General features: G+C 67.9%; 24 protein-coding genes. 11 read left to right on the top strand and 13 right to left on the bottom strand.

Annotated features, from left to right (window positions below):
* Nucleotides 1–118 precede the first annotated feature (118 nt).
* Complete coding sequence (locus E8D38_RS17395; RefSeq protein WP_140633752.1) at nt 119–571, top strand: RNA recognition motif domain-containing protein; 453 nt, start codon at nt 119–121, stop codon at nt 569–571.
* Nucleotides 572–643: 72 nt separating this feature from the next.
* On the opposite strand, the gene E8D38_RS17400 is transcribed toward E8D38_RS17395, so the two are convergent.
* From E8D38_RS17400 to E8D38_RS17415, 4 genes are read right to left on the bottom strand one after another with little or no spacing between them, the layout of a single operon-like run.
* Complete coding sequence (locus E8D38_RS17400) at nt 644–1,417, bottom strand: SDR family oxidoreductase (protein ID WP_140633755.1); 774 nt, start codon at nt 1,415–1,417, stop codon at nt 644–646.
* Nucleotides 1,414–2,124 carry an LPS export ABC transporter periplasmic protein LptC gene (gene lptC / locus E8D38_RS17405; protein ID WP_140633758.1) on the bottom strand — a complete coding sequence of 237 codons (711 nt, stop codon included), beginning with the start codon at nt 2,122–2,124 and terminating at the stop codon, nt 1,414–1,416. Before lptC ends, E8D38_RS17400 begins: the two co-directional genes overlap by 4 nt.
* Nucleotides 2,121–2,708 carry a KdsC family phosphatase gene (locus E8D38_RS17410; protein ID WP_140633762.1) on the bottom strand — a complete coding sequence of 196 codons (588 nt, stop codon included), beginning with the start codon at nt 2,706–2,708 and terminating at the stop codon, nt 2,121–2,123. The genes lptC and E8D38_RS17410 overlap by 4 nt, the downstream gene beginning before the upstream one ends.
* 29 nt (nt 2,709–2,737) lie before the next feature.
* Nucleotides 2,738–3,730, bottom strand: coding sequence for a KpsF/GutQ family sugar-phosphate isomerase (locus E8D38_RS17415; protein WP_140633765.1), 993 nt, complete (start codon nt 3,728–3,730; stop codon nt 2,738–2,740).
* Between the two features lie 78 nt (nt 3,731–3,808).
* Here E8D38_RS17415 and E8D38_RS17420 point away from each other — a divergent pair, with 78 nt between their 5' ends.
* Both E8D38_RS17420 and E8D38_RS17425 read left to right on the top strand, forming a co-directional pair.
* Nucleotides 3,809–5,806: a monovalent cation:proton antiporter family protein gene (locus E8D38_RS17420; RefSeq protein ID WP_140633768.1), complete on the top strand. Its 1,998-nt coding sequence runs from the start codon at nt 3,809–3,811 to the stop codon at nt 5,804–5,806.
* 76 nt (nt 5,807–5,882) lie between these two features.
* The gene (locus E8D38_RS17425; RefSeq protein ID WP_140633771.1) at nt 5,883–6,434 is read left to right on the top strand and encodes an adenine phosphoribosyltransferase; all 552 of its coding nucleotides are present in this window, start codon (nt 5,883–5,885) and stop codon (nt 6,432–6,434) included.
* 129 nt (nt 6,435–6,563) lie between these two features.
* On the opposite strand, the gene E8D38_RS17430 is transcribed toward E8D38_RS17425, so the two are convergent.
* The 6 genes from E8D38_RS17430 to rpmH all read right to left on the bottom strand — a co-directional run bounded on the left by E8D38_RS17430 (nt 6,564) and on the right by rpmH (nt 11,488).
* A complete protein-coding gene (locus tag E8D38_RS17430; RefSeq protein ID WP_140633774.1) occupies nt 6,564–7,031 on the bottom strand; it encodes a cyclic nucleotide-binding domain-containing protein in 468 nt (155 codons plus the stop codon).
* A gap of 173 nt (nt 7,032–7,204) precedes the next feature.
* The gene (gene mnmE / locus E8D38_RS17435; RefSeq protein WP_140633777.1) at nt 7,205–8,599 is read right to left on the bottom strand and encodes a tRNA uridine-5-carboxymethylaminomethyl(34) synthesis GTPase MnmE; all 1,395 of its coding nucleotides are present in this window, start codon (nt 8,597–8,599) and stop codon (nt 7,205–7,207) included.
* A gap of 285 nt (nt 8,600–8,884) precedes the next feature.
* Entirely contained in the window at nt 8,885–10,534 is a 1,650-nt protein-coding gene (gene yidC / locus E8D38_RS17440) for a membrane protein insertase YidC (RefSeq protein WP_140633780.1), read from the bottom strand.
* Complete coding sequence (gene yidD / locus E8D38_RS17445) at nt 10,531–10,848, bottom strand: membrane protein insertion efficiency factor YidD (RefSeq protein ID WP_140633783.1); 318 nt, start codon at nt 10,846–10,848, stop codon at nt 10,531–10,533. The genes yidC and yidD overlap by 4 nt, the downstream gene beginning before the upstream one ends.
* Nucleotides 10,849–10,864: 16 nt before the next feature.
* Nucleotides 10,865–11,320 carry a ribonuclease P protein component gene (gene rnpA, locus E8D38_RS17450; protein WP_140633786.1) on the bottom strand — a complete coding sequence of 152 codons (456 nt, stop codon included), beginning with the start codon at nt 11,318–11,320 and terminating at the stop codon, nt 10,865–10,867.
* A 33-nt stretch (nt 11,321–11,353) separates the two neighbouring features.
* Complete coding sequence (rpmH, locus tag E8D38_RS17455) at nt 11,354–11,488, bottom strand: 50S ribosomal protein L34 (protein WP_140633789.1); 135 nt, start codon at nt 11,486–11,488, stop codon at nt 11,354–11,356.
* A gap of 296 nt (nt 11,489–11,784) precedes the next feature.
* Between rpmH and dnaA the strand changes: the two genes are divergently transcribed.
* The 4 genes from dnaA (at nt 11,785) to E8D38_RS29340 (ending at nt 17,497) form a co-directional block, all read left to right on the top strand.
* Nucleotides 11,785–13,194, top strand: coding sequence for a chromosomal replication initiator protein DnaA (gene dnaA / locus E8D38_RS17460; RefSeq protein ID WP_140633792.1), 1,410 nt, complete (start codon nt 11,785–11,787; stop codon nt 13,192–13,194).
* 257 nt (nt 13,195–13,451) lie between these two features.
* Nucleotides 13,452–14,558 (top strand): DNA polymerase III subunit beta, encoded by a 1,107-nt coding sequence (gene dnaN, locus E8D38_RS17465; RefSeq protein WP_140633795.1) that lies wholly within the window; start codon nt 13,452–13,454, stop codon nt 14,556–14,558.
* Nucleotides 14,559–14,662: 104 nt separating this feature from the next.
* Nucleotides 14,663–17,176, top strand: coding sequence for a DNA topoisomerase (ATP-hydrolyzing) subunit B (gene gyrB / locus E8D38_RS17470; protein ID WP_140633798.1), 2,514 nt, complete (start codon nt 14,663–14,665; stop codon nt 17,174–17,176).
* A gap of 186 nt (nt 17,177–17,362) precedes the next feature.
* A complete protein-coding gene (locus E8D38_RS29340) occupies nt 17,363–17,497 on the top strand; it encodes a hypothetical protein (protein WP_281286134.1) in 135 nt (44 codons plus the stop codon).
* 55 nt (nt 17,498–17,552) lie between these two features.
* On the opposite strand, the gene E8D38_RS17475 is transcribed toward E8D38_RS29340, so the two are convergent.
* Nucleotides 17,553–18,599 carry a GlxA family transcriptional regulator gene (locus E8D38_RS17475; RefSeq protein WP_140633801.1) on the bottom strand — a complete coding sequence of 349 codons (1,047 nt, stop codon included), beginning with the start codon at nt 18,597–18,599 and terminating at the stop codon, nt 17,553–17,555.
* Between the two features lie 161 nt (nt 18,600–18,760).
* On the opposite strand from E8D38_RS17475, the gene E8D38_RS17480 reads away from it, so the two are divergent.
* Entirely contained in the window at nt 18,761–20,071 is a 1,311-nt protein-coding gene (locus E8D38_RS17480) for a vanadium-dependent haloperoxidase (RefSeq protein WP_181179199.1), read from the top strand.
* 21 nt (nt 20,072–20,092) lie between these two features.
* A complete protein-coding gene (locus E8D38_RS17485) occupies nt 20,093–21,175 on the top strand; it encodes a class I SAM-dependent methyltransferase (protein ID WP_140633807.1) in 1,083 nt (360 codons plus the stop codon).
* A gap of 10 nt (nt 21,176–21,185) precedes the next feature.
* Here E8D38_RS17485 and E8D38_RS17490 read toward each other — a convergent pair whose 3' ends face one another.
* On the bottom strand, nt 21,186–21,473 hold the full coding sequence (locus tag E8D38_RS17490; protein WP_140633810.1) for a DUF2798 domain-containing protein: 288 nt from the start codon (nt 21,471–21,473) through the stop codon (nt 21,186–21,188).
* A gap of 158 nt (nt 21,474–21,631) precedes the next feature.
* Between E8D38_RS17490 and E8D38_RS17495 the strand changes: the two genes are divergently transcribed.
* A complete protein-coding gene (locus E8D38_RS17495; RefSeq protein ID WP_140633813.1) occupies nt 21,632–22,669 on the top strand; it encodes a LysR family transcriptional regulator in 1,038 nt (345 codons plus the stop codon).
* Here the strand turns inward: E8D38_RS17495 and E8D38_RS17500 are convergent.
* Nucleotides 22,639–23,064: a VOC family protein gene (locus E8D38_RS17500; RefSeq protein ID WP_140633834.1), complete on the bottom strand. Its 426-nt coding sequence runs from the start codon at nt 23,062–23,064 to the stop codon at nt 22,639–22,641. The two genes, E8D38_RS17495 and E8D38_RS17500, sit on opposite strands and share 31 nt — an antisense overlap.
* A 119-nt stretch (nt 23,065–23,183) precedes the next feature.
* Here E8D38_RS17500 and E8D38_RS17505 point away from each other — a divergent pair, with 119 nt between their 5' ends.
* The gene (locus tag E8D38_RS17505) at nt 23,184–23,786 is read left to right on the top strand and encodes a hypothetical protein (RefSeq protein WP_140633837.1); all 603 of its coding nucleotides are present in this window, start codon (nt 23,184–23,186) and stop codon (nt 23,784–23,786) included.
* The last annotated feature ends 31 nt before the right edge of the window (nt 23,787–23,817 follow it).

Consider the following 23,817-nt stretch of genomic DNA (forward strand, 5'->3'; position numbering starts at 1 on the left):
AGCTTTACCACATAATCCGGCTCCTGTGTCTGGTAGCCGCGCCTTCTCTGGAAATAGGTCCCGATGGGTTGAGCTCCACATGGTTCTCTGTTCAGGTTTCTAGGAAAGGCGCTCATCCATGGGCAACAAACTCTACGTAGGCAACCTTGCCTACAGCGTGCGTGACGAAGAGCTGCAGCAAGCGTTCTCGCAGTTCGGTTCGGTCACCTCGGCCAAGGTCATGATGGACCGCGACACTGGCCGCTCGAAAGGTTTCGGATTCGTTGAAATGGGCTCGGACTCCGAAGCTCAGTCGGCCATCGAAGGCATGAACGGCCAGCCCCTGTCCGGCCGTGCCATCGTCGTCAACGAAGCCCGCCCCCGTGAAGAGCGTCCGGGCGGCTTCCGTGGTCCGTACGGTGGCGGCGGTGGTGGTGGCGGCGGCGGCTTCGGCGGCGGCCGTCGCGAAGGCGGCGGTGGCGGCGGCTACGGCGGCGGCGGTGGTCGCAGCGGTGGCGGCGGCTACGGCGGTGGTGGCGGCGGCCGCAGCGGCGGTGGCGGCTACGGCGGCGGCGGTCGCGGCGGCTACTGATCAGCCGGCAAGTCTGCAAGAAAGAAGGCGGTGGCCGAGAGGCTCACCGCCTTTTTCATTGGGGTGCCTCCGTCAGGCCTCGCCCTGGCGCTTCTTGCGGCCTCGACCGGCCAGCACGCGGTCGAACAGGGCATTGGGCAGCAGGCGCAGCAGCTTGGCCACCACCCCCATCTGCCACGGAATGACGCGGTAGCTTGCGCCGGCTTCGATGGCGGCGAAGGCGCGGTCGGCAAATTCGTCCGGCGTCATGAGAAAGGGCATCGGGTAGGTGTTGCCGGCCGTCAGCGGCGTGGCCACATACCCCGGCACCACCGTGACGACCTTGACCCCGAACGGGCGGCATTCGCCGCGCAGGCTTTCGCAGTAGCTCACCACCGCTGCCTTGCTGGCGCAGTAGGCGCCGTGGCCGGGCAGGCCTCGGATCGCCGCCACGCTGGCAATACCCACCAGGGTGCCGCTGCGGCGCTCGCGCATCGGTTTCACGAAAGGGTGGAAGGTCGCGGCCACGCCCAGGTTGTTGGTCTCGAAGGTGGCGCGCATGACCTCGAGGTCTTCGTACTCCGCGGTGTCGATGCCCACGCTGATGCCTGCATTGGCGATCACGACGTCGGGCACGCCTTGCTTGGCGATGCAGTCGCGCGCCGCGGCAATGATGCTGTCGGGCTGGCGCACGTCGGCGGCGTAGACGCCCACGCGTTCGGCGGCGAAGCCCTGGGTCTGCGCCCAGCTCGCGATGTCGCCGGTGCGCCGCGCCACCAGGGCAAGCCGGTAGCCGGCCTGATAGAAGCGCGCCGCGAGCGCTTGCCCGATGCCGCTGGAGGCGCCGGTGATGAGGACCAGTTTCATGGCGCGGCTTCCTTCGGTGCGGCAGCCTGCGGCGCGATGCTGCCCTTCACCCGGCCGGTCAGCACGGCGGTCTGCGTCAGGTGGTCGTACTCGAGGCTGTCGGCGCGGATCTCGCTGCGCCCGCTGATGATCGTGACCGGCAGGTGCGAGCGCACCCGCTCGGTGTCGGTGAACAGGTGCAGGAACTCGCCGCGGAATTCGAACGCCTCCCCGGAGGGCGCGCCAGGGGGCGGCTCGCGCAGCACCCGGGCCGCGCCGATCAGCTGCACCTCGCTCATGTCGCCGTTGGCGAGCGCCCGTTTCGCGCTGGCGGTGGAAACCAGGCCCTTCGGATCGACCGCGCGCAGGCGCACGTCGTCGATCTCCAGCGTGTCGGTGTCGGGGTAGTGGCGCAGCGCCTCGCCTTCGACCTTGGCGCTGGGCGCGCCGTCGGCCAGGAAGCGCTGCATCGAGAACTTTTGCATCTCGTAGTCGGGCACGTGGCGCGGCGGCGCCGACGGCCGCTCGGGGTCGGGCACCGGCGTGTTCTTGACCAGCCACCAGGTGGCCGCGGCCAGCAAGGCCATCAGCACCGCCGGCAGCGACACGGCAATGTTTTCCCAGACCCGCACATGCCAGGGCCCGGCCCGGCGGCGGCGCTGCGTGGGCGGCGTGAGCGGAGCCAGCGGCTCCAGCTCGGCCAGCGGGATGCTGTCTTGCACCGTCATGCCCTGGGCGACGTGGAACCGTCGTCCAGCGTGACGAGGTGGCCGTGCAGCAGCTCGGCATAGCGGCCGGCCGCCACCAGCAGCAGGTCGCAGAACTCGCGCGCCGCGCCGTAGCCGCTTTCGGCCCGCGTGACGTGATGAACCGCCGCCTTCACTTCGGCATGCGCCTGCGGCGGCGCGGCAGCAAAGGCGGCCCGCACCAGGAGCGGCAGGTCGGGCCAGTCGTCGCCGATGGCCGCCATTTCATGCCAGCCGAGGCCGAGCTGGCCCATGAGCTGCTGGGCCGCTGCCAGCTTGTCGTGCACGCCGTACACCGCGTGCGCGATCTTGAGGTCGGCCATGCGCCGGCGCACCGCGGGCGCGTCGCGACCGGTGATGACGATGGGCGTGATGCCGCCTTGCGCCAGCAGCTTGAGGCCGTGGCCGTCGAGGGTGCAGAAGGCCTTGAAGCCTTCGCCGGCTTCACCGATGTAGATGCGGCCGTCGGTCAGCACGCCGTCGACGTCGAAGATGGCGGCCTTGATGCCCTGCGCCTTGAGCAGCAGCGCAGGGTCGAACGAAAGCGTGGGCTGGAGCTCGCGCATGGTCGGTCGGTCGGAGTCGCTCGCGTGCCTCAGATGACCTTGGCGCGCATCAGATCGTTGGAGTTGATGGCGCCGGCGAGGACGCCGTGTTCGTCGACCACCAGCACGGTGGTGATGCGTGCCTCTTCCATCAGGTCGGCGGCTTCGACGGCCAGCACGTCATGACGGATGGTGCGGGGGTTGCGGTGCATCACGTCGCCGGCCTTCAGCTCACGCAGGTCGCGACCCTGCTCGATGCAGCGGCGCAGGTCGCCGTCGGTGAAGATGCCGAGCACCCGGCCGGCTTCATCGGCCACGGCGGTGGCACCCAGGCCCTTGTTGCTCATCTCGCGCATCATCGCGGTGAAGCCGGTGTCCGGGCTCACCCGCGGCACCGCGTCGCCGGTGCGCATGAGGTCGTGCACATGCGTGAGCAGCTTGCGGCCCAGCGAGCCGCCAGGGTGCGAACGGGCGAAGTCTTCTTCCTTGAAGCCGCGGGCGTCGAGCAGCGCCACCGCGAGTGCGTCGCCGAGCGCGAGCTGCGCGGTGGTGCTGGCGGTGGGTGCGAGGTTCAGCGGGCAGGCCTCCTTGGCCACCGCGTTGTCGAGCACCACGTCGGCATGCCGGGCAAGCGTGGACTGCGCACGGCCGGTCATGGCGATGACCGGCACGCCCAGGCGCTTGATCGCCGGCAGGATGGCGGTGAGCTCGTCCACTTCGCCGGAGTTGGAGATGGCCAGCACCACGTCGTGCTGCGTGACCATGCCGAGGTCGCCGTGGCTGGCCTCGGCCGGGTGCACGAACATCGCAGGCGTGCCGGTGGATGCCAGGGTCGCGGCGATCTTGCGCCCGACATGGCCGCTCTTGCCCATGCCCATGACCACCACCCGACCGGTGCAGTGCAGCACCCGGTTGACGGCCTGCGCAAACGCACCACCCACGCGCTGGCGCACTTCGGCCAGGGCCTGCGCCTCGATGTCCAGCGTCTGCTGCGCCAGGGCGATGGCCCGTTGCGCGTCGAAGGGTGGGAGAGGATGGGACACGTCGTCTTGCTTGGGTAGGATCGGGCGATTCTAGGCGCGCCCCCATCTCTGGGCACAGGCCTTGCACTCACCCGCCGAATGGCCACTACGCTCGAACTCGCCCTGTTGTTCCTGGTTGCCGCCGTGCTGGGCGTCGTGGCATTCCGCAGCATGAAGCTGCCGCCGATGCTGGGCTATCTGGCCGTCGGCGTGCTGATCGGGCCGCTGGTGCTGCAGGCCACCCACGATGCCAGGAGCATCGAGCACCTGGCCGAGTTCGGCGTGGTGTTCCTGATGTTCGTGATCGGGCTCGAGTTCAACCTGCCCAAGCTGCGCAGCATGCGCACGCTGGTGTTCGGGCTGGGCTTCAGCCAGGTCGCGTTCACCATCCTCGTGGCCATGGCGGCCAACGCCTTCCTTGCCTGGTGGATGGCCAGCTTCGGCAAGGCCTGGGGGCTCGACTGGCGCAGTGCCATCGCCCTGGGCGCGGCGCTGGCGATGAGCAGCACCGCCATCGTCGTGAAGCTGATGGCCGAGCGGCTCGAACTCGAGAGCGAACACGGCCGCCGGGTGATGGGCGTGCTGCTGTTCCAGGACCTGGCGGTGGTGCCGCTGCTGGTGCTCATCCCCGCACTCGGCGCGCAAGGCGGCAACATGTTCAACACGCTCGCGCTTGCCGCATTGAAGGCAGCCGCCGTGCTGGCGCTGCTGCTGTCGGGTGGGCAGCGGGTGATGCGCTGGTGGCTCACGCTGGTGGCGCGCCGCAAGAGCGAGGAGCTGTTCATCCTGAACCTGCTGCTGGTCACGCTGGGCCTGGCCTGGCTGACCGAGCTGGCCGGCCTGTCGCTGGCACTGGGCGCATTCGTCGCCGGCATGCTGATCGCCGAGACCGAATACAAGCACCAGGTGGAAACCGACATCCGGCCGTTCCACGACGTGCTGCTCGGGCTGTTCTTCATCACGCTGGGCATGAAGCTGGACTGGGCCGCGCTGCTCGACCGCTGGGCGCTGGTGCTCGTGATGGTGACGCTGCCGGTGCTGTTCAAGTTCGGCCTTGTCACCCTGCTGGCGCGGCTGTTCGGCGCAAGCCCGGGGGTGGCGCTTCGCACCGGCCTGTACCTCGCGCAGGCTGGCGAGTTCGGTTTCGTGCTGCTGTCGCTGGCCACGCAGAACCAGCTGATCGCGGAGCAGCTGCGCAACCCGGTGCTCGCGGCCATGGTGCTGTCGATGCTCGCCACGCCGCTGATCGTGATGTACAGCAACCGCATCGTGATGAAGCTGTACTCGAGCGAATGGCTGATGCAGTCGGTGGCGCTCACCACCATTGCCAAGAAGTCGATCCGCACAGAAGCGCACGTGATCATCTGCGGCTACGGCCGCTCAGGGCAGAACCTTGCGCGGCTGCTCGAAGGCGAGGGCATTCCGTACATGGCCCTCGACCTCGACCCCGACCGGGTGCGGCAGGCCGCCGCGGCCGGCCAGAGTGTCGTGTTCGGCGACGCCGCGCGCCTGCAGAGCCTGATGGCCGCCGGCCTCGCACGCGCCAGCGCAGTGGTGGTGAGCTACCAGGACACTGCCTCGGCAATGAAGATCCTGCAGCACGTGCATGAACACGCACCGACGGTGCCGGTGATCGTGCGCACGCTCGACGATGCCGACCTCGAGAAGCTGCAGGCCGCCGGCGCGACCGAGGTGGTGCCGGAGGCCATCGAAGGCTCGCTGATGATGGCCTCCCATGTGCTGGCCCTGGTGGGCGTGCCGATGCGGCGCGTGATCCGGGTGGTGCAGGACCAGCGCGACGCGCGCTACGGGCTGCTGCGCGGCTACTTCCACGGCGCCGACGACGACACGATCGAGGAGCGCGAGCAGGCGCGCCTGCAGAGCGTCACGCTCAACGCCGGCGCGGCCAGCCTGGGGCGCACGCTGGCGCTGCTGTCGCTCGATGGCCTGGACGTGAACGTGATGTCGATCCGCCGCGCCAACGGCCGCGTCGTGAAGCCTCACCACGAGTTCGAGCTGGCCGAGGGCGACACGCTGGTGCTGGCCGGCCAGCCCGAGGCGCTGCTGCTGGCGGAAGCGCGGCTGCTTCACGGTTGATGCCCGGCTGACGCGCACCGGGCGGACAGGCCAGAATCCCGGGGTTTGCGCGCACTGGCGCAAGAGGCAGACCGCCATGGCCAAGAACCAGCATCCTCGCGAATTCATCAAGCAGCACATCCGCACCGTGCCCGACTGGCCGGAGGCGGGTGTGCAGTTCCGCGACATCACGCCGCTGCTGCAGAACCCGAAGGTGTTCCGCGTGCTGATCGACGAGTTCGTGCACCGCTACTTCGACGTGCGGCCGAACGTGATCGCCGGGCTGGATGCACGTGGCTTCATCATCGGCTCGGTGCTCGCCTACGAACTCAACATCGGCTTCGTGCCGATCCGCAAGAAGGGCAAGCTGCCCTTCACCACGGTCGAAGAGACCTACGAGCTGGAATACGGCAGCGCCACGGTGGAGCTGCACACCGACGCGGTGAAACCCGGCGACCGCGTGGTGCTGATCGACGACCTGATCGCCACCGGCGGCACCATGATGGCCGGCATGCGCCTGCTGCAGCGGCTGGGCGCGACAGTGATCGAGGGCGCCGCGATCGTGGACCTGCCGGAGCTGCACGGTTCGGACAGGCTCCGTGCGGCAGGACTGCCGCTGTTCACGCTCGTGAGCTTCGAAGGCCACTGACCCCGAATGAAGAGAGACAAGGGCCGCAACGCGGCCCTTGTCGATCGGAGTGGACGCCGTGGATCCGGCTTTGCCGGTCCACCAGCGTCGCCCCCTAGAGGGGGAGCGCCGCAGGCGCTACGGGGGTGGTCAAGAAATCGGCATCTGCTTGGACATGTTGGCGCGCATGCGCACCGCCATGACGCCGGCGCAGGCACGCGCCACTTCGAGCGCGACGGCCGGCACGCGGGCGGCCAGTTCCTCGAAGCGCGGCAGGCGCAGCGCCCACACCACACAGGGCGTCATGGCCTCGACGTTGGCGGTGCGTGGCCCGTCGGCGAACAGCCCCGGCTCGCCGCAGATGGAGCCGGTGCGCAGGATCGCGATGCGGCTGGACCCGGGAGGGCCGCCGGTGGTGAACACCTGCAGCGAACCCTGGCCGAGGAAGTACACGGTACGGTCGTTGTCGCCCTGCTTGATGAGCAGGTCTCCGGCACGGATCTCGTGGCGCGTGAGGTACTGCGCCAGCGTCTTCCATTGCTGGGCGTCGAGCCGCCCGCGAAAGGCATCTTCCGCATTGAGCGACTGCACCGCCTGGACGAGTTCGTTGAGTTCCATCGTGTCGATCTCGAGTGTCGCGGCGCCGCGGAGAGGCGCGGGCCGCTGTGTGAATTTGTTCCCAATTATGGGCATCGCGTGTGCGGCCCACAACAAGCGGCGTGCCCGGATCGGCCCGCTGATCACTCGGCGAACTCCGGTCGTCGTGGCTTCCTGCACGAAAACCGCCGGCCTTACTTGCCGATACAGAAGCGGGAGAAGATCTCGCCGAGCAGGTCGTCCGCCGAGAACGCGCCGGTGATCTCGCCCAGCGCGTTGTGCGCCAGGCGCAGCTCCTCGGCCAAAAGGTCGAGAGCGGCGTCGGCTTCCGCCAGGCGGGCCTGCGCCTCCTGCAGATGCAGCCGGGCCGCCTGCAGCGCCTGCACATGGCGGGCGCGCGCGATGAACACGCCTTCGGGTGCGGCATGCCAGCCGGCAATGGCCAGCAGGCAGCGGCGCAGCTCCGCCAGGCCGGCACCGGTCTTGGCGGACAGGCGCACCGACTGCTCGCCTTCGGCCGGCGAGGGCGGCTCGGCGGCCTCGGGCGCGTCGGCCTTGTTGTAGACGTGCACGATGCGGGCATGCTGCGCCACCCCGTGCGGCAGCCGCCGTTCGATGTCGCGTTCGGCCGCTTCATAGTCGGGCTGGCCCAGCCGGGTGAGGTCGTGCAGGAACAGCACCGCGTCGGCCGCCTCGATGGCCGCCCAGCTGCGCGCGATGCCGATGCGCTCGACCTCGTCGCCGGCCTCGCGCAGGCCGGCGGTGTCGATCACGTGCAGCGGCACGCCTTCGATCTGGATGGTTTCGCTGACCTTGTCGCGCGTGGTGCCGGGAATCGGCGTGACGATCGCGAGCTCGGCGCCGGCCAGCGCATTGAGCAGCGAGCTCTTGCCCACGTTGGGCTGGCCGGCCAGCACCACGTGGATGCCCTCGCGCAGCAGCGCGCCCTGCTGGGCGCGGTCGAGCACCGCATCGAGCTGCGACGCCACCCGGCGGAGGCGGCCGCGTGCGTCGGCCTTCTCGAGGAAGTCGATCTCTTCTTCGGGAAAGTCGAGCGTGGCCTCGACCAGCATGCGCAACTCGATGAGCCGGTCGCGCAGCGATTCGATCTCCTTCGAAAAGGCGCCTGCGAGCGATCGGCTGGCCGAACGCGCGGCCGCCTCGGTGCTCGCTTCAATGAGGTCGGCGATCGCCTCGGCCTGCGCCAGGTCGATCTTGTCGTTGAGGAAGGCCCGCTCGGTGAACTCGCCGGGCTCGGCCAGCCGCAGTCCCATGCCTGCGCCGGCCGCCAGGCAGCGCGCGAGCAGCAGCTGCAGCACCACCGGCCCGCCGTGCGCCTGCAGCTCGAGCACGTCTTCGCCGGTGTAGCTGTTCGGGGCAGGGAAGTGGAGCGCGAGGCCCTGGTCGATGGCTTCGCCCTGCGCGTCGCGGAATGCGAGGTAGTGCGCCTGCCGCGGCTTGAGCGGCTGGCCGCAGACCGCCTCGATGACGGGCGAGACGTCGCGGCCCGACACGCGCACGATGCCCACGGCCCCGCGCCCGGGAGCGGTGGCAACGGCAACGATGGGATCGTGGTGGCGCGGCAGCATCGCCGGATTGTCAGCGATGCGCCGCAGCCGAAGATGGCGCGGAGGGAGGTGCCCGGTCGTGACTGATCACGTCTGGAGGACGCTGCAGCAGCGACGTTCCGGGACAACCTCCAGAGCCGAGTGCGTCGCGTTTGACTGCTGCGCCCCCCGGGTCGGCCCCGCTGACTCCATGCTGCGCGTACGGGCCGGCACGCGCAACGCCGTTCGCCCCCACAGGCGCGGGGGTCGCGTGACTTTTGGCGCAGGCTTCGCGCACTCGAGGGGGTGGTCGTCACCCGCTCGGGCTCAGCTCACGCCCAGCCGCTTGTTGATGAACCACTGCTGCGCGATCGACAGCAGGTTGTTGGTGACCCAGTACAGCACGAGGCCGGCCGGAAAGAAGAAGAACATCACCGAGAACACCAGCGGCATGATCCACATCATCTTGGCCTGCACCGGATCCGGCGGCGTGGGGTTCAGCCAGGTCTGCAGCAGCGTGGACGCAGTCATGACCAGCGGCAGGATGAAGTACGGATCCTTCACCGACAGGTCGGTGACCCAGCCGATCCAGGGCGCGTTGCGCATCTCGACGCTCGACAGCAACACCCAGTACAGCGCAATGAAGAAGGGGATCTGCACCATGATCGGCAGGCAGCCGCCGATCGGATTGACCTTCTCCTCGCGGTAGATGCGCATCATTTCCTGCTGCATCTGCTGCGGCTTGTCCTTCAGGCGCTCGCGCAGCTCCATGACGCGCGGGTTGATCGCCTTCATCTTGGCCATCGAGCGGTAGGCGCTGGCATTGAGCCAGTAGAAGGCGACCTTCAGCAGCACCACCAGCGCGACGATGGCCCAGCCCCAGTTGCCGATCACGCCGTGCAGCTTGTCGAGCAGCCAGAACAGCGGCTTGGCCAGGATGGTGAACCAGCCGTAGTCCTTCACCAGTTCGAGGCCGGGGGCGAGCGCTTCGAGCTTCTTCTCTTCCTGCGGGCCGGCGAACAGGCGCGCCTCGAATTTCTCGGTGGCGCCGGGCGCAACCGACTTGGCCGGCAGCACCATCGCCACCGAGTAGAGGTTGTCGCTCACCTTCGCAGTGCGGAACTCGCGCGGGCCTTGCGGCAGCAGCCAGGCCGATGCGAAGTAGTGCTGCACCATCGCGATCCAGCCGTTGTCGGCCTGCTTCTGGAAGTCGGCGTCGCCCTTCTCGATGTGCTTGAACTCGACCTTCTGGAACTTGGCCACGTCGGTGTAGACGGCCGGGCCGGTGAAGGTGCTGTAGAAGCTGGACTCGCCGGGGGGCGGGTTGCCGTCGCGCACCAGCTGCACATACAGCTGCGGCGATGCGGCGGCGGTGCCGTTGTTCACCACCTCGTGCGCCACATCGATGGTGTATTCGCCGCGCTTGAGGGTGTAGGTCTTGCGCAGCTTCACGCCGCTCAGCTCAGGCGACTCGAAACTCACGCTGACGCTGCCGGCACCGTCCTTCAGGGTCGTTTCACCGGGCACCACGTTCATCACCGTCAGGTGGTTCGGCAGGGCACCCGGGCCGATCAGGCCGGACTGCGCGAAATAGCTGCGCTGCGGCGAACGATCGAACAGCACGACGTTCTTGCCCGGGTCGTTCTGGTCCTTCTGCTGCAGCAGTTCCAGGCGCACGAGGTTGCCACCCTGGCTGTCGAAGGTGGCGGCCAGCAGGTCGGTGGTCAGCGTGACCTTGGCTGAAGAAGCCGGTGCCGCGGCGGCGCCCGGCACGGCGCCGGGCTGCGCAGGGGCGGTGGCACTGGGAGCCGGCACGCCGCCGACCGCACCGGGATCGGCCGGCGCGCTGGCCGCCGGGCGCGGCGCCGCCGGGTTGAAGAACGAGGGCTTGCCGTTGTGCTTGTTCCAGCCGTCCCACAGCAGGAACAGCGACATCGTGAACACCACCCACAACACGGTGCGGCGCATATCGGTCATGACGACGACTCTTGAGAAGGAGAGGGGAGCTTGACCGCGCCAGGCGACGCGGTGATGAAGCGGGAAAAGAGCTTCGGCGCGGCCGCCGGCACGGGGTCGAGACCGCCGTTGCACCAGGGGTGGCAGCGCAGCAGCCGCGCCGTCGCGAGGTAGCTGCCGGTCAGCGCGCCGTGGTGCTCCAGCGCCTGCAATGCGTAGACCGAGCAGGTCGGCTCGAAGCGGCAGGCCGACCCGAGCCAGGGGCTCAGGAAGAAGCGATACGCCCGCACCGGCCACATCAAGGCTTGGCGAGGCCAGAGCTTGAACCGGGGCATAGCGCGGGCTTTTGCTTCAGCCTGGCCGCCGGGCCATCGCTGCGGCGAAGAGGCTGGCGAGTTCGCCGCGCACGGCAAGCTTCAACGCCGCGGAGGCGGCGCTGGGAAACTGCTGCCGTTCAACCGGCGCGCGCAGGCGCACCACCCAGTCGCCGGGCGGCAATTGGCTCAGATGCTGGCGCATGGCTTCGCGCGCCTGGCGCTTGACCAGGTTGCGCGTGACGGCGCGACGAGCCTGACGCTTGGGCACGACGAGACCAAGCCGCCAGCATGGCTGCGCAGCAGCGCCGGGCTGAATTTCCACAGCCCCGGCGGCCGGGCTTGCCGTGCCTGTTGACAACTCTTTGGCCTCAGACACGGTGTGATGGAGGCTGAAGTGCGGACTGCGGGCCACCGGCCGTGTGGCCAGTACCCGTTGGAAGTCCGACGGCGCAACAAGGCTGGTCAGCCCAGACTGCGGCCGGGCAAACATCGGCAAGCGGCTCGGTTCGCACCGAACCAGGCCTTACAGGCCCAGACGCTTGCGGCCCTTGGCGCGGCGCGAAGCGATGACCTTGCGGCCGCCGCGAGTCTTCATGCGGACGAGGAAACCGTGCGTACGGGCGCGGCGAACCTTCGAGGGCTGGTAAGTGCGTTTCATGTTGGATCCTCAAGCGCGGAAAGCTCATCTGCCGAGGGCCGGCAGCGCTGCAATGCGCCTATTTGACGATTCCCGCAAGGCTCGAAAACGCTCCATGGCCTGTTCGAAGGCTTTGAAGCCGCCCCTGCGGGAAACCCGCGATTACACCAAAAACCCCCTTTCTGGTCAACGACTTACACCACGGATTGCGGGTCTCTTGGGGTCTTGACCCTCTACAAAAAACTGTGGATAACCCCGCTTTCCCCGGGCGGCGCGCACGTAGAATCCCGCCGCTCCGAGAAGAACTTGTCCACAACATGAGCGAAGACTTGTGGCTGCGCGGTTGCGAGCGCCTTGCTACCGAGCTGCCCGAACAGCAATTCAACACCTGGATCCGGCCACTGCCCGCCGCCGACGTGAGCGATCGGGGCGACGTGGCCGTGGCCTCGGTGCGCGTGCCCAATCGCTTCAAGCTCGACTGGATCCGCACGCAGTACGCGCCGCGCATCGAGTCGGTGCTGGCCGAGCTGGCCGGCAAGCCGGTGCGCCTGGAGCTGACCCTCGCCCCGCGCGAGATGCTGCCCCGTCCGGCGACACCGGCCGGCAACCACCATCAGCCGGTGAGCGCGGCACAGGCCTTGTCGATGCCGACGTCGGCAGCGCCGCAGGCGCCGGCACTGCACCTCAACGGCAGCCCGGCCAAGAACCAGAACCGGCTGAACCCCGGCCTCACCTTCGACACGCTGGTGCCCGGCCGCGCCAACCAGATGGCCCGCACCGCCGCGCTGCATGTGGCCGGCGCCCCGGGCGCCATGTACAACCCGCTGTTCATCTACGGCGGCGTCGGGCTGGGCAAGACCCACCTGATCCATGCAGTCGGCAACGCCCTGCTGGCCGACCGGGCCGACGCACGGATCCTGTACCTGCACGCCGAGCAGTTCATCACCGACGTGGTGAAGAACTACCAGCGCAAGACCTTCGACGAACTGAAGGCCAAGTACCACTCGCTCGACCTGCTGCTGATCGACGACGTGCAGTTCTTCGCCGGCAAGGAGCGCACGCAGGAGGAGTTCTTCAACGCCTTCGAGGCGCTGCTGGCCAAGCGGGCGCACATCATCATGACGAGCGACACCTACCCGAAGGGGCTGGTGGACATCGACGAGCGGCTGACCTCGCGATTCGACGCCGGACTCACCGTGGCCATCGAGCCGCCCGAGCTCGAGATGCGGGTGGCCATCCTGATGAAGAAGGCCGAGGCGGAAGGCACGCCCATGCCGGAAGACGTGGCGTTTTTCGTGGCCAAGAACGTGCGGGCCAACGTGCGCGAACTCGAAGGCGCCCTGCGCAAGGTGCTGGCTTACGCCCGCTTCTCGCACAAGGACATCAACATCCAGCTCGCCCGCGACGCGCTGAAGGACCTGCTCTCGATCCAGAATCGCCAGATCTCGGTTGAAAACATCCAGAAGACCGTGGCCGACTTCTACAAGATCAAGGTCGCCGACATGTACTCGAAGAAGCGCCCCGCCTCGATTGCGCGGCCGCGCCAGATCGCGATGTACCTGGCCAAGGAGCTGACCCAGAAGAGCCTGCCCGAGATCGGCGAACTCTTCGGCGGGCGCGACCACACCACCGTGCTGCATGCGGTGCGCAAGATCTCGGGCGAACGCACCAAGAACACCGAACTCAACCAGCAGCTGCACGTGCTGGAACAAACCTTGAAAGGCTGATCGCTTGTTCGAGCGAGCGCTACACGGCCAGGGCAAACTCGGTCAAGTGACAAGCCTGGGGACAACTTTCGAACAACCGGCCAGTCATCCACAGGCCGGCGCGTCCTTCGCAAGTTGTTGTCGGTTGCCCACCGTGAAAACAAGGCCTCGGCCCACAGGGTTGATGCCCAGCTAAGCGCCTGACAGAAAAAGGGAAAATGGCGTTTTCCACAAGAACACCCAACCCCTACTAAGAACCACTACCTTCAGAGGTTGACATGATTGTGTTGAAGAGTACCCAGGACAAAGTGCTGAGCGCACTGCAAGCCGTGGCCGGCATCGTCGAGCGTCGCCACACCTTGCCCATCCTGGCCAACGTGCTGCTGCGCAAGAACGGGGGGCAGGTGGAGTTCACCACCAGCGACCTGGAGATCCAGGTGCGCACCACGGCCGAATTCGACGGCGATGCCGGCAACTTCAGCACCACGGTGGGGGCCCGCAAGCTCATCGACATCCTGCGCACGCTGCCGGCCGATCAGACGGTGTCGCTCACCTCCAACCAGAACAAGCTCACCCTGGCCGGCGGCAAGAGCCGCTTCACGCTGCAGACGCTGCCGGCCGAGGATTTCCCGCTGGTGCAGGAGGCCGCCGATTTCGGCCCCGCCTTCAGCGTGCCGCAGAAGACCCTCAAGGGCCTGATCAACCAGGTGCACTTCGCGATGGCGGTGCACGACATCCGCTACTACCTGAACGGCATCCTGTTCGTGGCCGAAGGCAAGAGCCTCACGCTGGTGGCCACCGACGGCCACCGCCTGGCGCTGGCCCAGGCCACTCTCGACGTCGAGATGCCCAAGCAGGAAGTCATCCTGCCGCGCAAGACGGTGCTCGAGCTGCAGCGCCTGCTGAAGGACGAAGACACCCCCATCGAGCTGCGCTTTGCCGGCAACCAGGCCAAGTTCAGCTTCTCGGGCATGGAGTTCGTCACCAAGCTGGTGGAAGGCAAGTTCCCCGACTACAACCGCGTGATTCCCAAGAACCACAAGAACCACGTGACCCTGGGTCGCGCGCCGCTGCTGGCCAGCCTGCAGCGCGCCGCCATCCTGACCAGCGAGAAGTTCAAGGGGGTGCGGGTCAACATCGAGCCGGGCACCCTGCGCATCGCCTCCAGCAATGCCGAGCAGGAAGAGGCCAAGGAAGAGCTCGAGATCGACTACGGCGGCGACACCATCGAGATCGGCTTCAACGTGACCTACCTGATGGACGCCCTGGCCAACATGAGCCAGGACATGGTGACCGTGTCGCTGGCCGATGCCAACAGCTCCGCCCTGGTGACCATTCCGGAACAGGGTGGCTTCAAGTACGTCGTGATGCCGATGCGCATCTGACCTCCCGGATCAGTCTTGAAGGACTGAATCCCAAGCGGGCTGCGGCCCGCTTCAGCGTTTCTTATGGGCTTGCGAGCGATCGCGGGCCCGGCAAGTGAGTGGATATGACCGACCAGAACCAGCAGCCAGAGCAACCCGAGAACAAGCCTGCACAAGACCAGTCCGCCGGCTACGGCGAGAGCAGCATCCAGATCCTCGAAGGCCTGGAAGCGGTGCGCAAGCGCCCGGGCATGTACATCGGCGACACCTCCGACGGCACCGGCCTGCACCACCTGGTGTTCGAGGTGGTCGACAACTCGATCGACGAGGCGCTGGCCGGCTTCTGCGACGACATCGTCGTCACCATCCACACCGACAACTCCATCTCCGTCATCGACAACGGCCGCGGCATCCCCACCGGCGTGAAGATGGACGACAAGCATGAGCCCAAGCGCAGCGCGGCCGAGATCGCGCTGACCGAGCTGCACGCGGGGGGCAAGTTCAACCAGAACAGCTACAAGGTCTCCGGCGGCCTGCACGGCGTGGGCGTCTCCTGCGTGAACGCGCTGTCCAAGCTGCTGCGCCTGACGGTGCGCCGCGACGGCAAGGTGCACTACCTCGAGTTCAAGAAGGGCGTGCCGCAGGACCGCGTGCTCGAGCAGCGCGACGGCTTCGAAGTGAGCCCGATGAAGGTGATCGGCGAGACCGAGAAGCGCGGCACCGAGGTGCATTTCTCGCCCGACGAGGAGATCTTCACCAACGTCGACTTCCACTACGACGTGCTGGCCAAGCGGCTGCGCGAACTGAGCTTCCTGAACAACGGCGTGAAGATCAAGCTGGTCGACGAGCGCAACGCCAAGGAAGACAACTTCGCCTATTCGGGCGGCGTGAAGGGCTTCGTCGAGTTCATCAACCAGGGCAAGAAGGTGCTGCACCCCAACATCTTCCATGCCATGGGCGAACGGGTGAGCGAGCAGAACACCACCATCGGCGTGGAAGTCGCCATGCAGTGGAACGACGGCTACAACGAAAGCGTGCTCTGCTTCACCAACAACATCCCGCAGCGTGACGGCGGCACCCACCTGACCGGCCTGCGCGCGGCGATGACCCGCGTGATCAACAAGTACATCGAAGACAACGAGATGGCCAAGAAGGCCAAGGTCGAGATCAGCGGCGACGACATGCGCGAAGGCCTGGCCTGCGTGGTGAGCGTGAAGGTGCCCGAGCCGAAGTTCAGCAGCCAGACCAAGGACAAGCTCGTCTCCAGCGAAGTGCGCGCGCCGGTCGAAGACGTGGTGAGCAAGCTGCTGACCGACTGGTTGCTCGAGAACCCGAACGACGCCAAGATCATCTGCGGCAAGATCGTCGAGGCCGCCCGCGCCCGCGAAGCGGCACGCAAGGCCCGCGAGATGACGCGCCGCAAGGGCGTGCTCGACGGCCTGGGCCTGCCCGGCAAGCTGGCCGACTGCCAGGAGAAGGACCCGGCGCTGTGCGAGATCTACATCGTGGAGGGCGATTCCGCCGGCGGCTCGGCCAAGCAGGGGCGTGACCGCAAGTTCCAGGCGATCCTGCCCCTGCGCGGCAAGATCCTGAACGTGGAGAAGGCCCGCTACGAGAAGCTGCTGTCTTCCGAGGCCATCCTCACGCTGATCACCGCGCTGGGCACCGGCATCGGCAAGGACGACTTCAACCCCGACAAGCTGCGCTACCACCGCATCATCGTGATGACCGACGCCGACGTGGACGGCGCGCACATCCGCACGCTGCTGCTGACCTTCTTCTACCGCCAGATGCCCGAGCTGGTGGAACGCGGCCACATCTACATCGCCCAGCCGCCGCTCTACAAGGTGAAGCTCGGCAAGCAGGAGCAGTACCTGAAGGACGGCCATGAGCTCGATGCCTACCTGCTGCGCGTGGCCATTGCCGATGCCGAACTGCACACCGGCGTGGGCACGAACAGCGTGCTGAAGGGCGAGGCGCTGGAGCAGCTGGCGCGGCAGTACGTGCTGGCGCAGAACGTGATCGACCGCCTGTCCAACTGGATGGACGGCGAAGCCCTGCGCGCCATGGCCGACGGCCTGGAGATCAACCTCGACACGCCCGAGCAGGCCCAGGCCTCGGCTGCCGCGATGCAGGCGGCTCTGCATGACGCCAAGGTGAGCGCCGAATACGACGCCCGCATCGACAAGCAGATGCTGCGCATCAGCCGCAAGCACCACGGCAACATCAAGAGCAGCGTGATCAACGCCGACTTCGTGCACGGTGCCGACTACGAAGCCCTGGCCGGTGCCGGCAAGACCTTCAAGGGCCTGATCGGCGCCGAGGCGGTGGTCAGGAAGGGCGAAGGCGAAAAGCAGAAGGAACAGCAGGTCGCCGACTTCCGCGGTGCGATGGCCTGGCTGATGCAGCAGGCCGAAAACAGCGTGGGCCGCCAGCGCTACAAGGGCCTGGGCGAGATGAACCCCGAGCAGCTGTGGGAAACCACCATGGACCCGACCGTGCGCCGCCTGCTGCGCGTGCAGATCGAAGACGCGATCGAGGCGGACCGCGTGTTCACCATGCTGATGGGCGACGAGGTGGAGCCGCGCAGGGACTTCATCGAGACGAACGCCTTGAGGGCGGCGAATATCGACGTGTGATCGTTATCGACGATTCGATCGTCGTTTCTTGCCGCAGACCCCGTATCCCAGACCTTTTGAATTCCGATGTCGACGACTCCCAATCCCTTCGCTGCCCTTCTCGACCCTGCTGGCGTCCTCAGCGCCTGTGCGCGCTCCGGAGCGCTCGACGCCCTGCCGGTGAGCGTGAGGCGCAGTGCCGATCGCGTGAGCACCCAAGTGGCAGGTGAGCTGGCCGAGCACGACGCAGCCGTCGACCAGATCTACCAGCAGATGATTGCCAAGGCTTCCAAGACGTCGCTGGCGAAGTCGAAGGGTGCCGTGCGCGCTCAGGAAGCCTGACCGAGGCGCCCCTGGGGTGGTCGAATGTCGGAGCAGCAGCAAGGCGCTCTGACGTTCAAGGCCTCGCAAACTCCGGAATCCGGAAGCGCTTCCGATACGCGCCGGGAGCCATGCCGGTGATGCGCCTGAACAGGCGCCTGAAGAACGCGGCCTCCTCATACCCCACGCGCCAGCTGATCTCGTCCACCGAATCGTCGGTGCGCTCGAGCCGGCGCTTTGCGTCTTCGACCCGCAACCTCTGCACATAGTCGATGGGCGAGAGACCGGTGGCCGTGGTGAACCTGCGTTTGAAGGTGCGCTCGGCCAGGTTGCTGCGGCGGATCATCTCGTCCACCGGGTTGGCCACCGCGAAGTGCTGGCTCAGCCAGCGTTGCGCGGCCTCGATCTCGGCGTCGCCGTGGTCGCGCCGCCCTTCGAAGGTGATGTAGGGCGCGAGGCCGTCCTGGTGCCACTGCAGCGCATAGGCACGCGCGATGTCCTGTGCGTCGGTGGCACCCGCGAAGCGGGCGATCAGGTAGAGCACCATGTCGTGCCAGGTGGTCGAGGCGCCCGAACTCACCAGCTCCTCGCGCTGGCCCGACACCACCAGCACGCGCTTGGGGTGGATGGGCACTTGCGGGTAGGCCGCCCTGAACTCGCGTGCGTAGCCGTAGTGCACCGTCGCGTCCCTGCCGTCGTACAGGCCGGTCTCGGCCAGCAGGAAGATGCCCGAGCAGGCCGAGCACAGGAGCGCGCCTTGTGCATGCATGCGTGCGAGCCACTCCACCAGCCTCGGATAGCGGCCCTTGAGCCACTCGGGTCCGCGCAGCAGTATCGAAGGGACGATGACGATGTCGCTCGTGTCGACCTCGTCGATGCAGCGCTGCACATGAATGGGCACGCCGCTGGCGAGCTGCAGCGGCCCTACCGACTCGCCCACGATCTCGACCCGGAACGTCGGCGGCGGCGTCGGCGCGGCCGAGGGTGGCATGGCGCTGGTGCCCAGCACCGCGCGGGCGTTCATCACGTCGTAGATGCCGGCCAGCGTGGAGACCACGGCATCGGGTACGGCCAGCAGCGACACATGGCGCGTGGTCGGCGGCAACGGGCGGGCAGCGGGCATGGCTTGCGAGCTAGGGGGTTGGCACGAATGAACCGATCTTGGGCGATTTCGGCTCTGCCGTGAACCGGGCGGCGCCGCAACGATGAGCGCCTCTTTCAACGCAATCGACCGAGAGGACGTTCATGCATCGCTTTCCCAGCATCACGATGACGACATCATCGTTGTCGTCACCCTCCCGCCGCGGCCTGGGCCGCTGGCTCGCCCGGCTGGCGGCCGCGGCCGGCGCCGGCTTCGTGCTGGCCGCGGCCGCCCAGGCCGACGACAGCTTCATGGCCGCGCGCGGCTTCGACCTCGCGCACCAGCGCCGCCCGAATGCGGTGGTGCACTGGAACTCCATCGCCGAGCGGGCCTTCACCCCCAGCCAGGGCACCAACCCGATGGCGCAGTCACGCACCTTCTCCATCCTGCATGCGTCGATCCATGACGCGCTCAATGCGATCGACCGGCGCTACGAGTCGTACACGCCGGGCCTGCCGAAGTCGCCGCGCGCTTCGCCGGAAGCCGCGGTGGCCGCCGCGGCGCGCGAGGTGCTGGTGCAACTGTTGCCCGAGCAGGCCGTGCTGGTGGAAGAGGCCTATGGTCAGGCGCTTGCCGCCGTGCGCAACGGACCGGCCAAGACCGCAGGCCTTGCCGCCGGCCAGGCCGCAGCCTGGGCCACGCTGAACCGCCGCAGCGCCGACGGCGCCGCCGGTGCTGCGCAACCGCCGTATGTGCCGAATGCCGGCGCGGGCGAGTACCAGTTCACCGCACCCTTCGCCTTTGCCGCACAACCCGGCTGGGGCCGCGTGGCGCCGTTCGCCATCAAGCTGGCCGAGCACACGCTCCAGGGCCCGTTGCCGCTGTCCAGCCAACAGTACGCCCATGACGTGGAGGAGGTGCGCGAGATCGGCCATGTGGCCAGCCGCACGCGCACGCCCGAGCAGACCGAGATCGCGAAGTTCTGGTACGAGGACTCGCCGCTGGGGTGGAACCGCATCGCCAATGCGGTGGTTCGCGAGCGCCGCCTCGACGCCTGGGAGGCCGCACGTGCCTTCGCGCTGGTGCACTTCGCCATGGCCGATGGCTTCATCGCCGGCTTCGGCGAGAAGTACGAGCATCGCTTCTGGCGCCCGGTCACCGCCATCCACGCGGCGGCGAACGATGGCAACACAACCACCGAGCCCGATGCCTCCTGGCAGCCGCTGCTGGTCACGCCGCCGGTGCCCGACTACCCCTCCACGCACACCGTGCTGGGCTGGGCCGCGGCCGAGGTGCTGATCGATCTTTTCGGCGACCGGGTGCGCTACGGCCTCACCAGCCTCACGCTGCCGGGCGTCACGCGCCACTACCGCGGCTTCTCGCAGGCGGCCGAGGAAAACGGCCTGTCGCGCCTGTATGCCGGCATCCACTTCCGCCATGCCATCGAGGAAGGGCGTCGCCAGGGCCGCAGCATCGGCAAGGCGGTGTCGCAGGCGTTGCCCAAGGTCCGCTGAACCAGCCCGAGGAGTCTCATCATGGACATCGACAACACCCCTGCTTCAGCACTGAACCCGGCCCGGCTGGAGGCGTTCGTCACCCGCGCCATCGGTGACCTCACCGCCGGCTACGCCGGCGTCATGGTCAGCCTGGGCAGCAAGCTGGGCCTTTACAAGGCCATGGCAGGCGCCGGCCCGCTGAGCCCAAGGGAAGTGGCCGCCCGTTCAGGCTGCGCCGAGCGCTACGTGCGGGAGTGGCTCAACGCCCAGGCCGCCGGCGGCTACGTCAACTACCACGCCGTGAGCGAAACCTACGAGCTCTCGTCCGAGCAGGCGATGGTGCTGGCCGACGACACCAGCCCGGTCTACCTGCCGCCGGCCTGGGAGGTGCCGGCTGCGATGTGGTTCGACGAGCCGAAGGCGCTGGAGGCGTTTCGCACCGGCCGCGGCGTGGCCTGGGGCGAACACGACGCCCGCATGGCCTGCGGCGTGGCGGGCTTCTATCGCAACGGCTACCGAGCCCAGCTGGTGACGTCGTGGCTGCCCGCCCTCGATGGCGTGGTGGCCGCGCTGGAGGCCGGCATCGCCGTGGCCGACGTGGGCTGCGGCCGCGGCCACTCGACGCTGCTGATGGCAGAGGCGTTCGCCCGTTCGCGCTTCCACGGCTTCGATACGCACGAGCCGTCGCTCGACGCGGCGCGCCGGCATGCCGCCGCCGTCGGCCTGTCACAGCACACGCAATTCACGCTGGCCCGTGCCACCGACTACCCCGACCAGCAGTACGGGCTCATCTGCTTCTTCGACACGCTGCACGACCTGGGCGACCCGGTGGCCGCGGCGCGGCATGCCGCCCGGGTGCTGGCGCCCGGTGGCACGGTGATGCTGGTGGAGCCGTTCGCTCACGACCGGGTGGAAGACAACCTCTCCACCGTGGGGCAGCTGTACTACGCGGCTTCGTCGGTGATCTGCTGCGCGCATGCGGTGGCCGAAGGCGGCAGGCTCGTGCTCGGGGCGCAGGCCGGGCCGAAGCGGCTGGCCGACGTGTTCCGCAAGGCGGGCTTCACGCACTTCCGGCGCGCAGCCGAAACGCCGTTCAACGTGGTGTTCGAGGTGCGGCGCTGAGGCCGCCGCGTCAGGCCTTGCGCACCGTCAGCGCCACCAGCTTCAGCACCAGCGGCCGCACCATCAGCACGCAGACGAAGGCCACCGGCATGGCCAGCGCGTAGGCGTGCAGCACGCGCGCGGGCAGCCCGGCATCGATGCCGCTGTTGGCGCCCACGATCACGGCGCACATGAGCAAGGCCATGATGGCCGACATGAAAAAGGCAAAGGCCACCGGCGTGTAGCGGGGCTCGAGCTTCCAGCTGCGGGGCTGGGTGGCCGCGGGGGCAGCGGTTCGAAGGGCGGTGTCGTGTGTCATGTTCAGGGTCCTGTGTTCCTGTGTGTTTCGGTGCGGCGCATCGGGTGCGCCATGGAGTGGCACTTTAGGAACCGCAGGAGCCGGCCGGTAGCCGCGCGGCGCCTGCTTCAGACGAAAGCTAAAGTTTCGAATCCTTCGCTCGATTCGAAAGGCACCTCATGGACACCCTGCGCGGCATCGACAGCTTCGTGAAGGCCGTCGAAGGCGGCAGCATCGCCGCGGCGGCACGGCAGCTGGGCATCACTGCCGCGGCTGCCAGCCAGAACATCGCGCGGCTCGAGCAGGAACTGGGCACCCGGCTGCTGGTGCGCAGCACCCGCCGCCTGTCGCTCACCGAAAGCGGCTCCCTCTACTACGAGCGGGTGCGCGGCGTGGTGCGCGAGCTGCAGCTGGCCCAGGCGGCGGTCACCGAGCTGCACGGCGAGCCGCAGGGGCGGCTGCGGGTGGCCTGCTCGGTGGCCTTCGCGCGCCATGTGCTGGCGCCGCTGGTGCCGGCCTTCACCGAGCGTTTCCCGCGGGTGTCGCTCGAGCTGGTGGTGGCCGACCGCAGCGTCGACCATGTGAAGGAGGACATCGACGTCAGCATCCGCTTCGGCGAGCAGCTGGAGCCGGGGCTGGTGGCCCGCCGCATTGCCACCATCCCGGTGGTGTATTGCGCTTCGCCGGCCTACCTCGCACGGGCCGGCACCCCGCAGCAGCCGGAGGAACTGGCGCAGCATGCCTGCCTGCTGTTCCGCCTGCCGATCGACGGGCGGTTGCTGCGCTGGTGGTTCGTGCGCGGCGGCACGCGCTTCGAGCCGATGCTGAACCCGACCATCGTCACCAACGACGTCGACACGCTGGCGCAACTGGCGGTCGCAGGCGCAGGCATCACCCGGCTGGGCGTGTTCATCGCCAACCCGCTGATCGAGCGCAGCCTCCTGGTGCCGCTGTTCCTGCCGTGTTCGCTGTCATCCAAGGGCGCGGCCCAGGTGGACGGCGCACCGCTCGACTTCCACGCCTGCTACCGCGACCGCAAGGACCTGACCCACAAGGTGCGCGCGTTCGTGGACTACGTGGCCGGTGCAATGCACGACCACCCGGCGCTGCGCATGCCGCAGCAGCATGCGCAGCGCCCGCAGCCTGGTCCGGCGAAGCGCGGCCGCAGCAGCGCCGCGGCTGCGCGTCAGTCCTCGGGCAGCAGGTCCCGGTTGTAGACCACCTCCCACAGGTGGCCGTCCGGGTCTTCGAAGTAGCCGGCATGGCCGCCCCAGAAGGTCTTGCCGGCGGGCTTCACGATGCGCGCGCCTGCCGCTTGCGCCTGGGCCATCACCGCTTCGACCTCCCGTTCGCTGCGCACGTTGTGGCCCAGGGTGAAGTGGGCCTCGGGGCGGGCGCGTGGCCGGGGCAGGCCGGCGTCGTGGGCCAGATCCGCACGGGCCCACAACGCCAGCTTCGTGCCGCCGTGCAGGTCGAAGAAGGCCACCGCACCGTGCTCGAATTCGCGGCCCACGATGCCCTGCGTGGGCAGGCCGAGGCCGTCGCGGTAGAAGGCGAGGGCTCTTTCGAGGTCGTCCACGCCGAGGGTGATGACACTGACTCTGGGCTTCATGGGGTTACGCTCCTGTGGCAACGACGAGGGGGCAGGCGCACGATCTTCGCGCCGCGTGGTAGCCCCGGCCGCGCAAGGGCGAAGGCCCTTGCCGCAACCCGGCACCGGAAGGAAGCGACATGGACGACCACACCGCGGTTCACGCCGCCGACCCCAGCCTCTTCACCCACCTGCGCATGGTGCTCAGCATGGTGGTGAGCCTCGGCATTGCGCGCCTGCTCAGCGGCGCAGCCCGGATCGTGCAGCACCCGGGGCGCACGCGGCTGTACTGGGTGCACCTGCTGTGGGGCCTGTCGATGCTGCTCACCCTCATGCACTTCTGGTGGTGGCAGTTCTCGCTGGCGCGGGTGGCTGTGTGGCGCTTCGAGGTCTACTTCTTCATCGTGGCCTATGCAGCGCTGTACTACCTGCTGTGCTCGCTGCTGTTTCCCGACGACGTGTCCGACTATGCAGGCTGGCGCGACTACTTCTATTCGCGCCGGCGCTGGTTCTTCGGCCTGCTGGCGGTGGCCTTCGCCGCCGACGTGATCGACTCGGCGATCAAGGGCAGGGCCTACCTGGAGGCCCAGGGCACCGAGTACCTGGTGCGCATCGCGGCGTACCTGGTGCTCTGTGCAGCGGCGGCCTTCGTGCGCAGCGAGCGCTTCCATGCCGCGTTTGCCGTTGGCAACCTCGTTTACCAGGTCTCCTGGATCCTGCGCATCTACGACGTGCTGGAATGAGTTAGCGTCGCGGGCCTATGCGAAGCATGCG

Source organism: Methylibium rhizosphaerae (genome assembly GCF_006386545.1).
Taxonomy (GTDB): Bacteria; Pseudomonadota; Gammaproteobacteria; order Burkholderiales; family Burkholderiaceae_C; genus Pseudorivibacter; species Pseudorivibacter rhizosphaerae.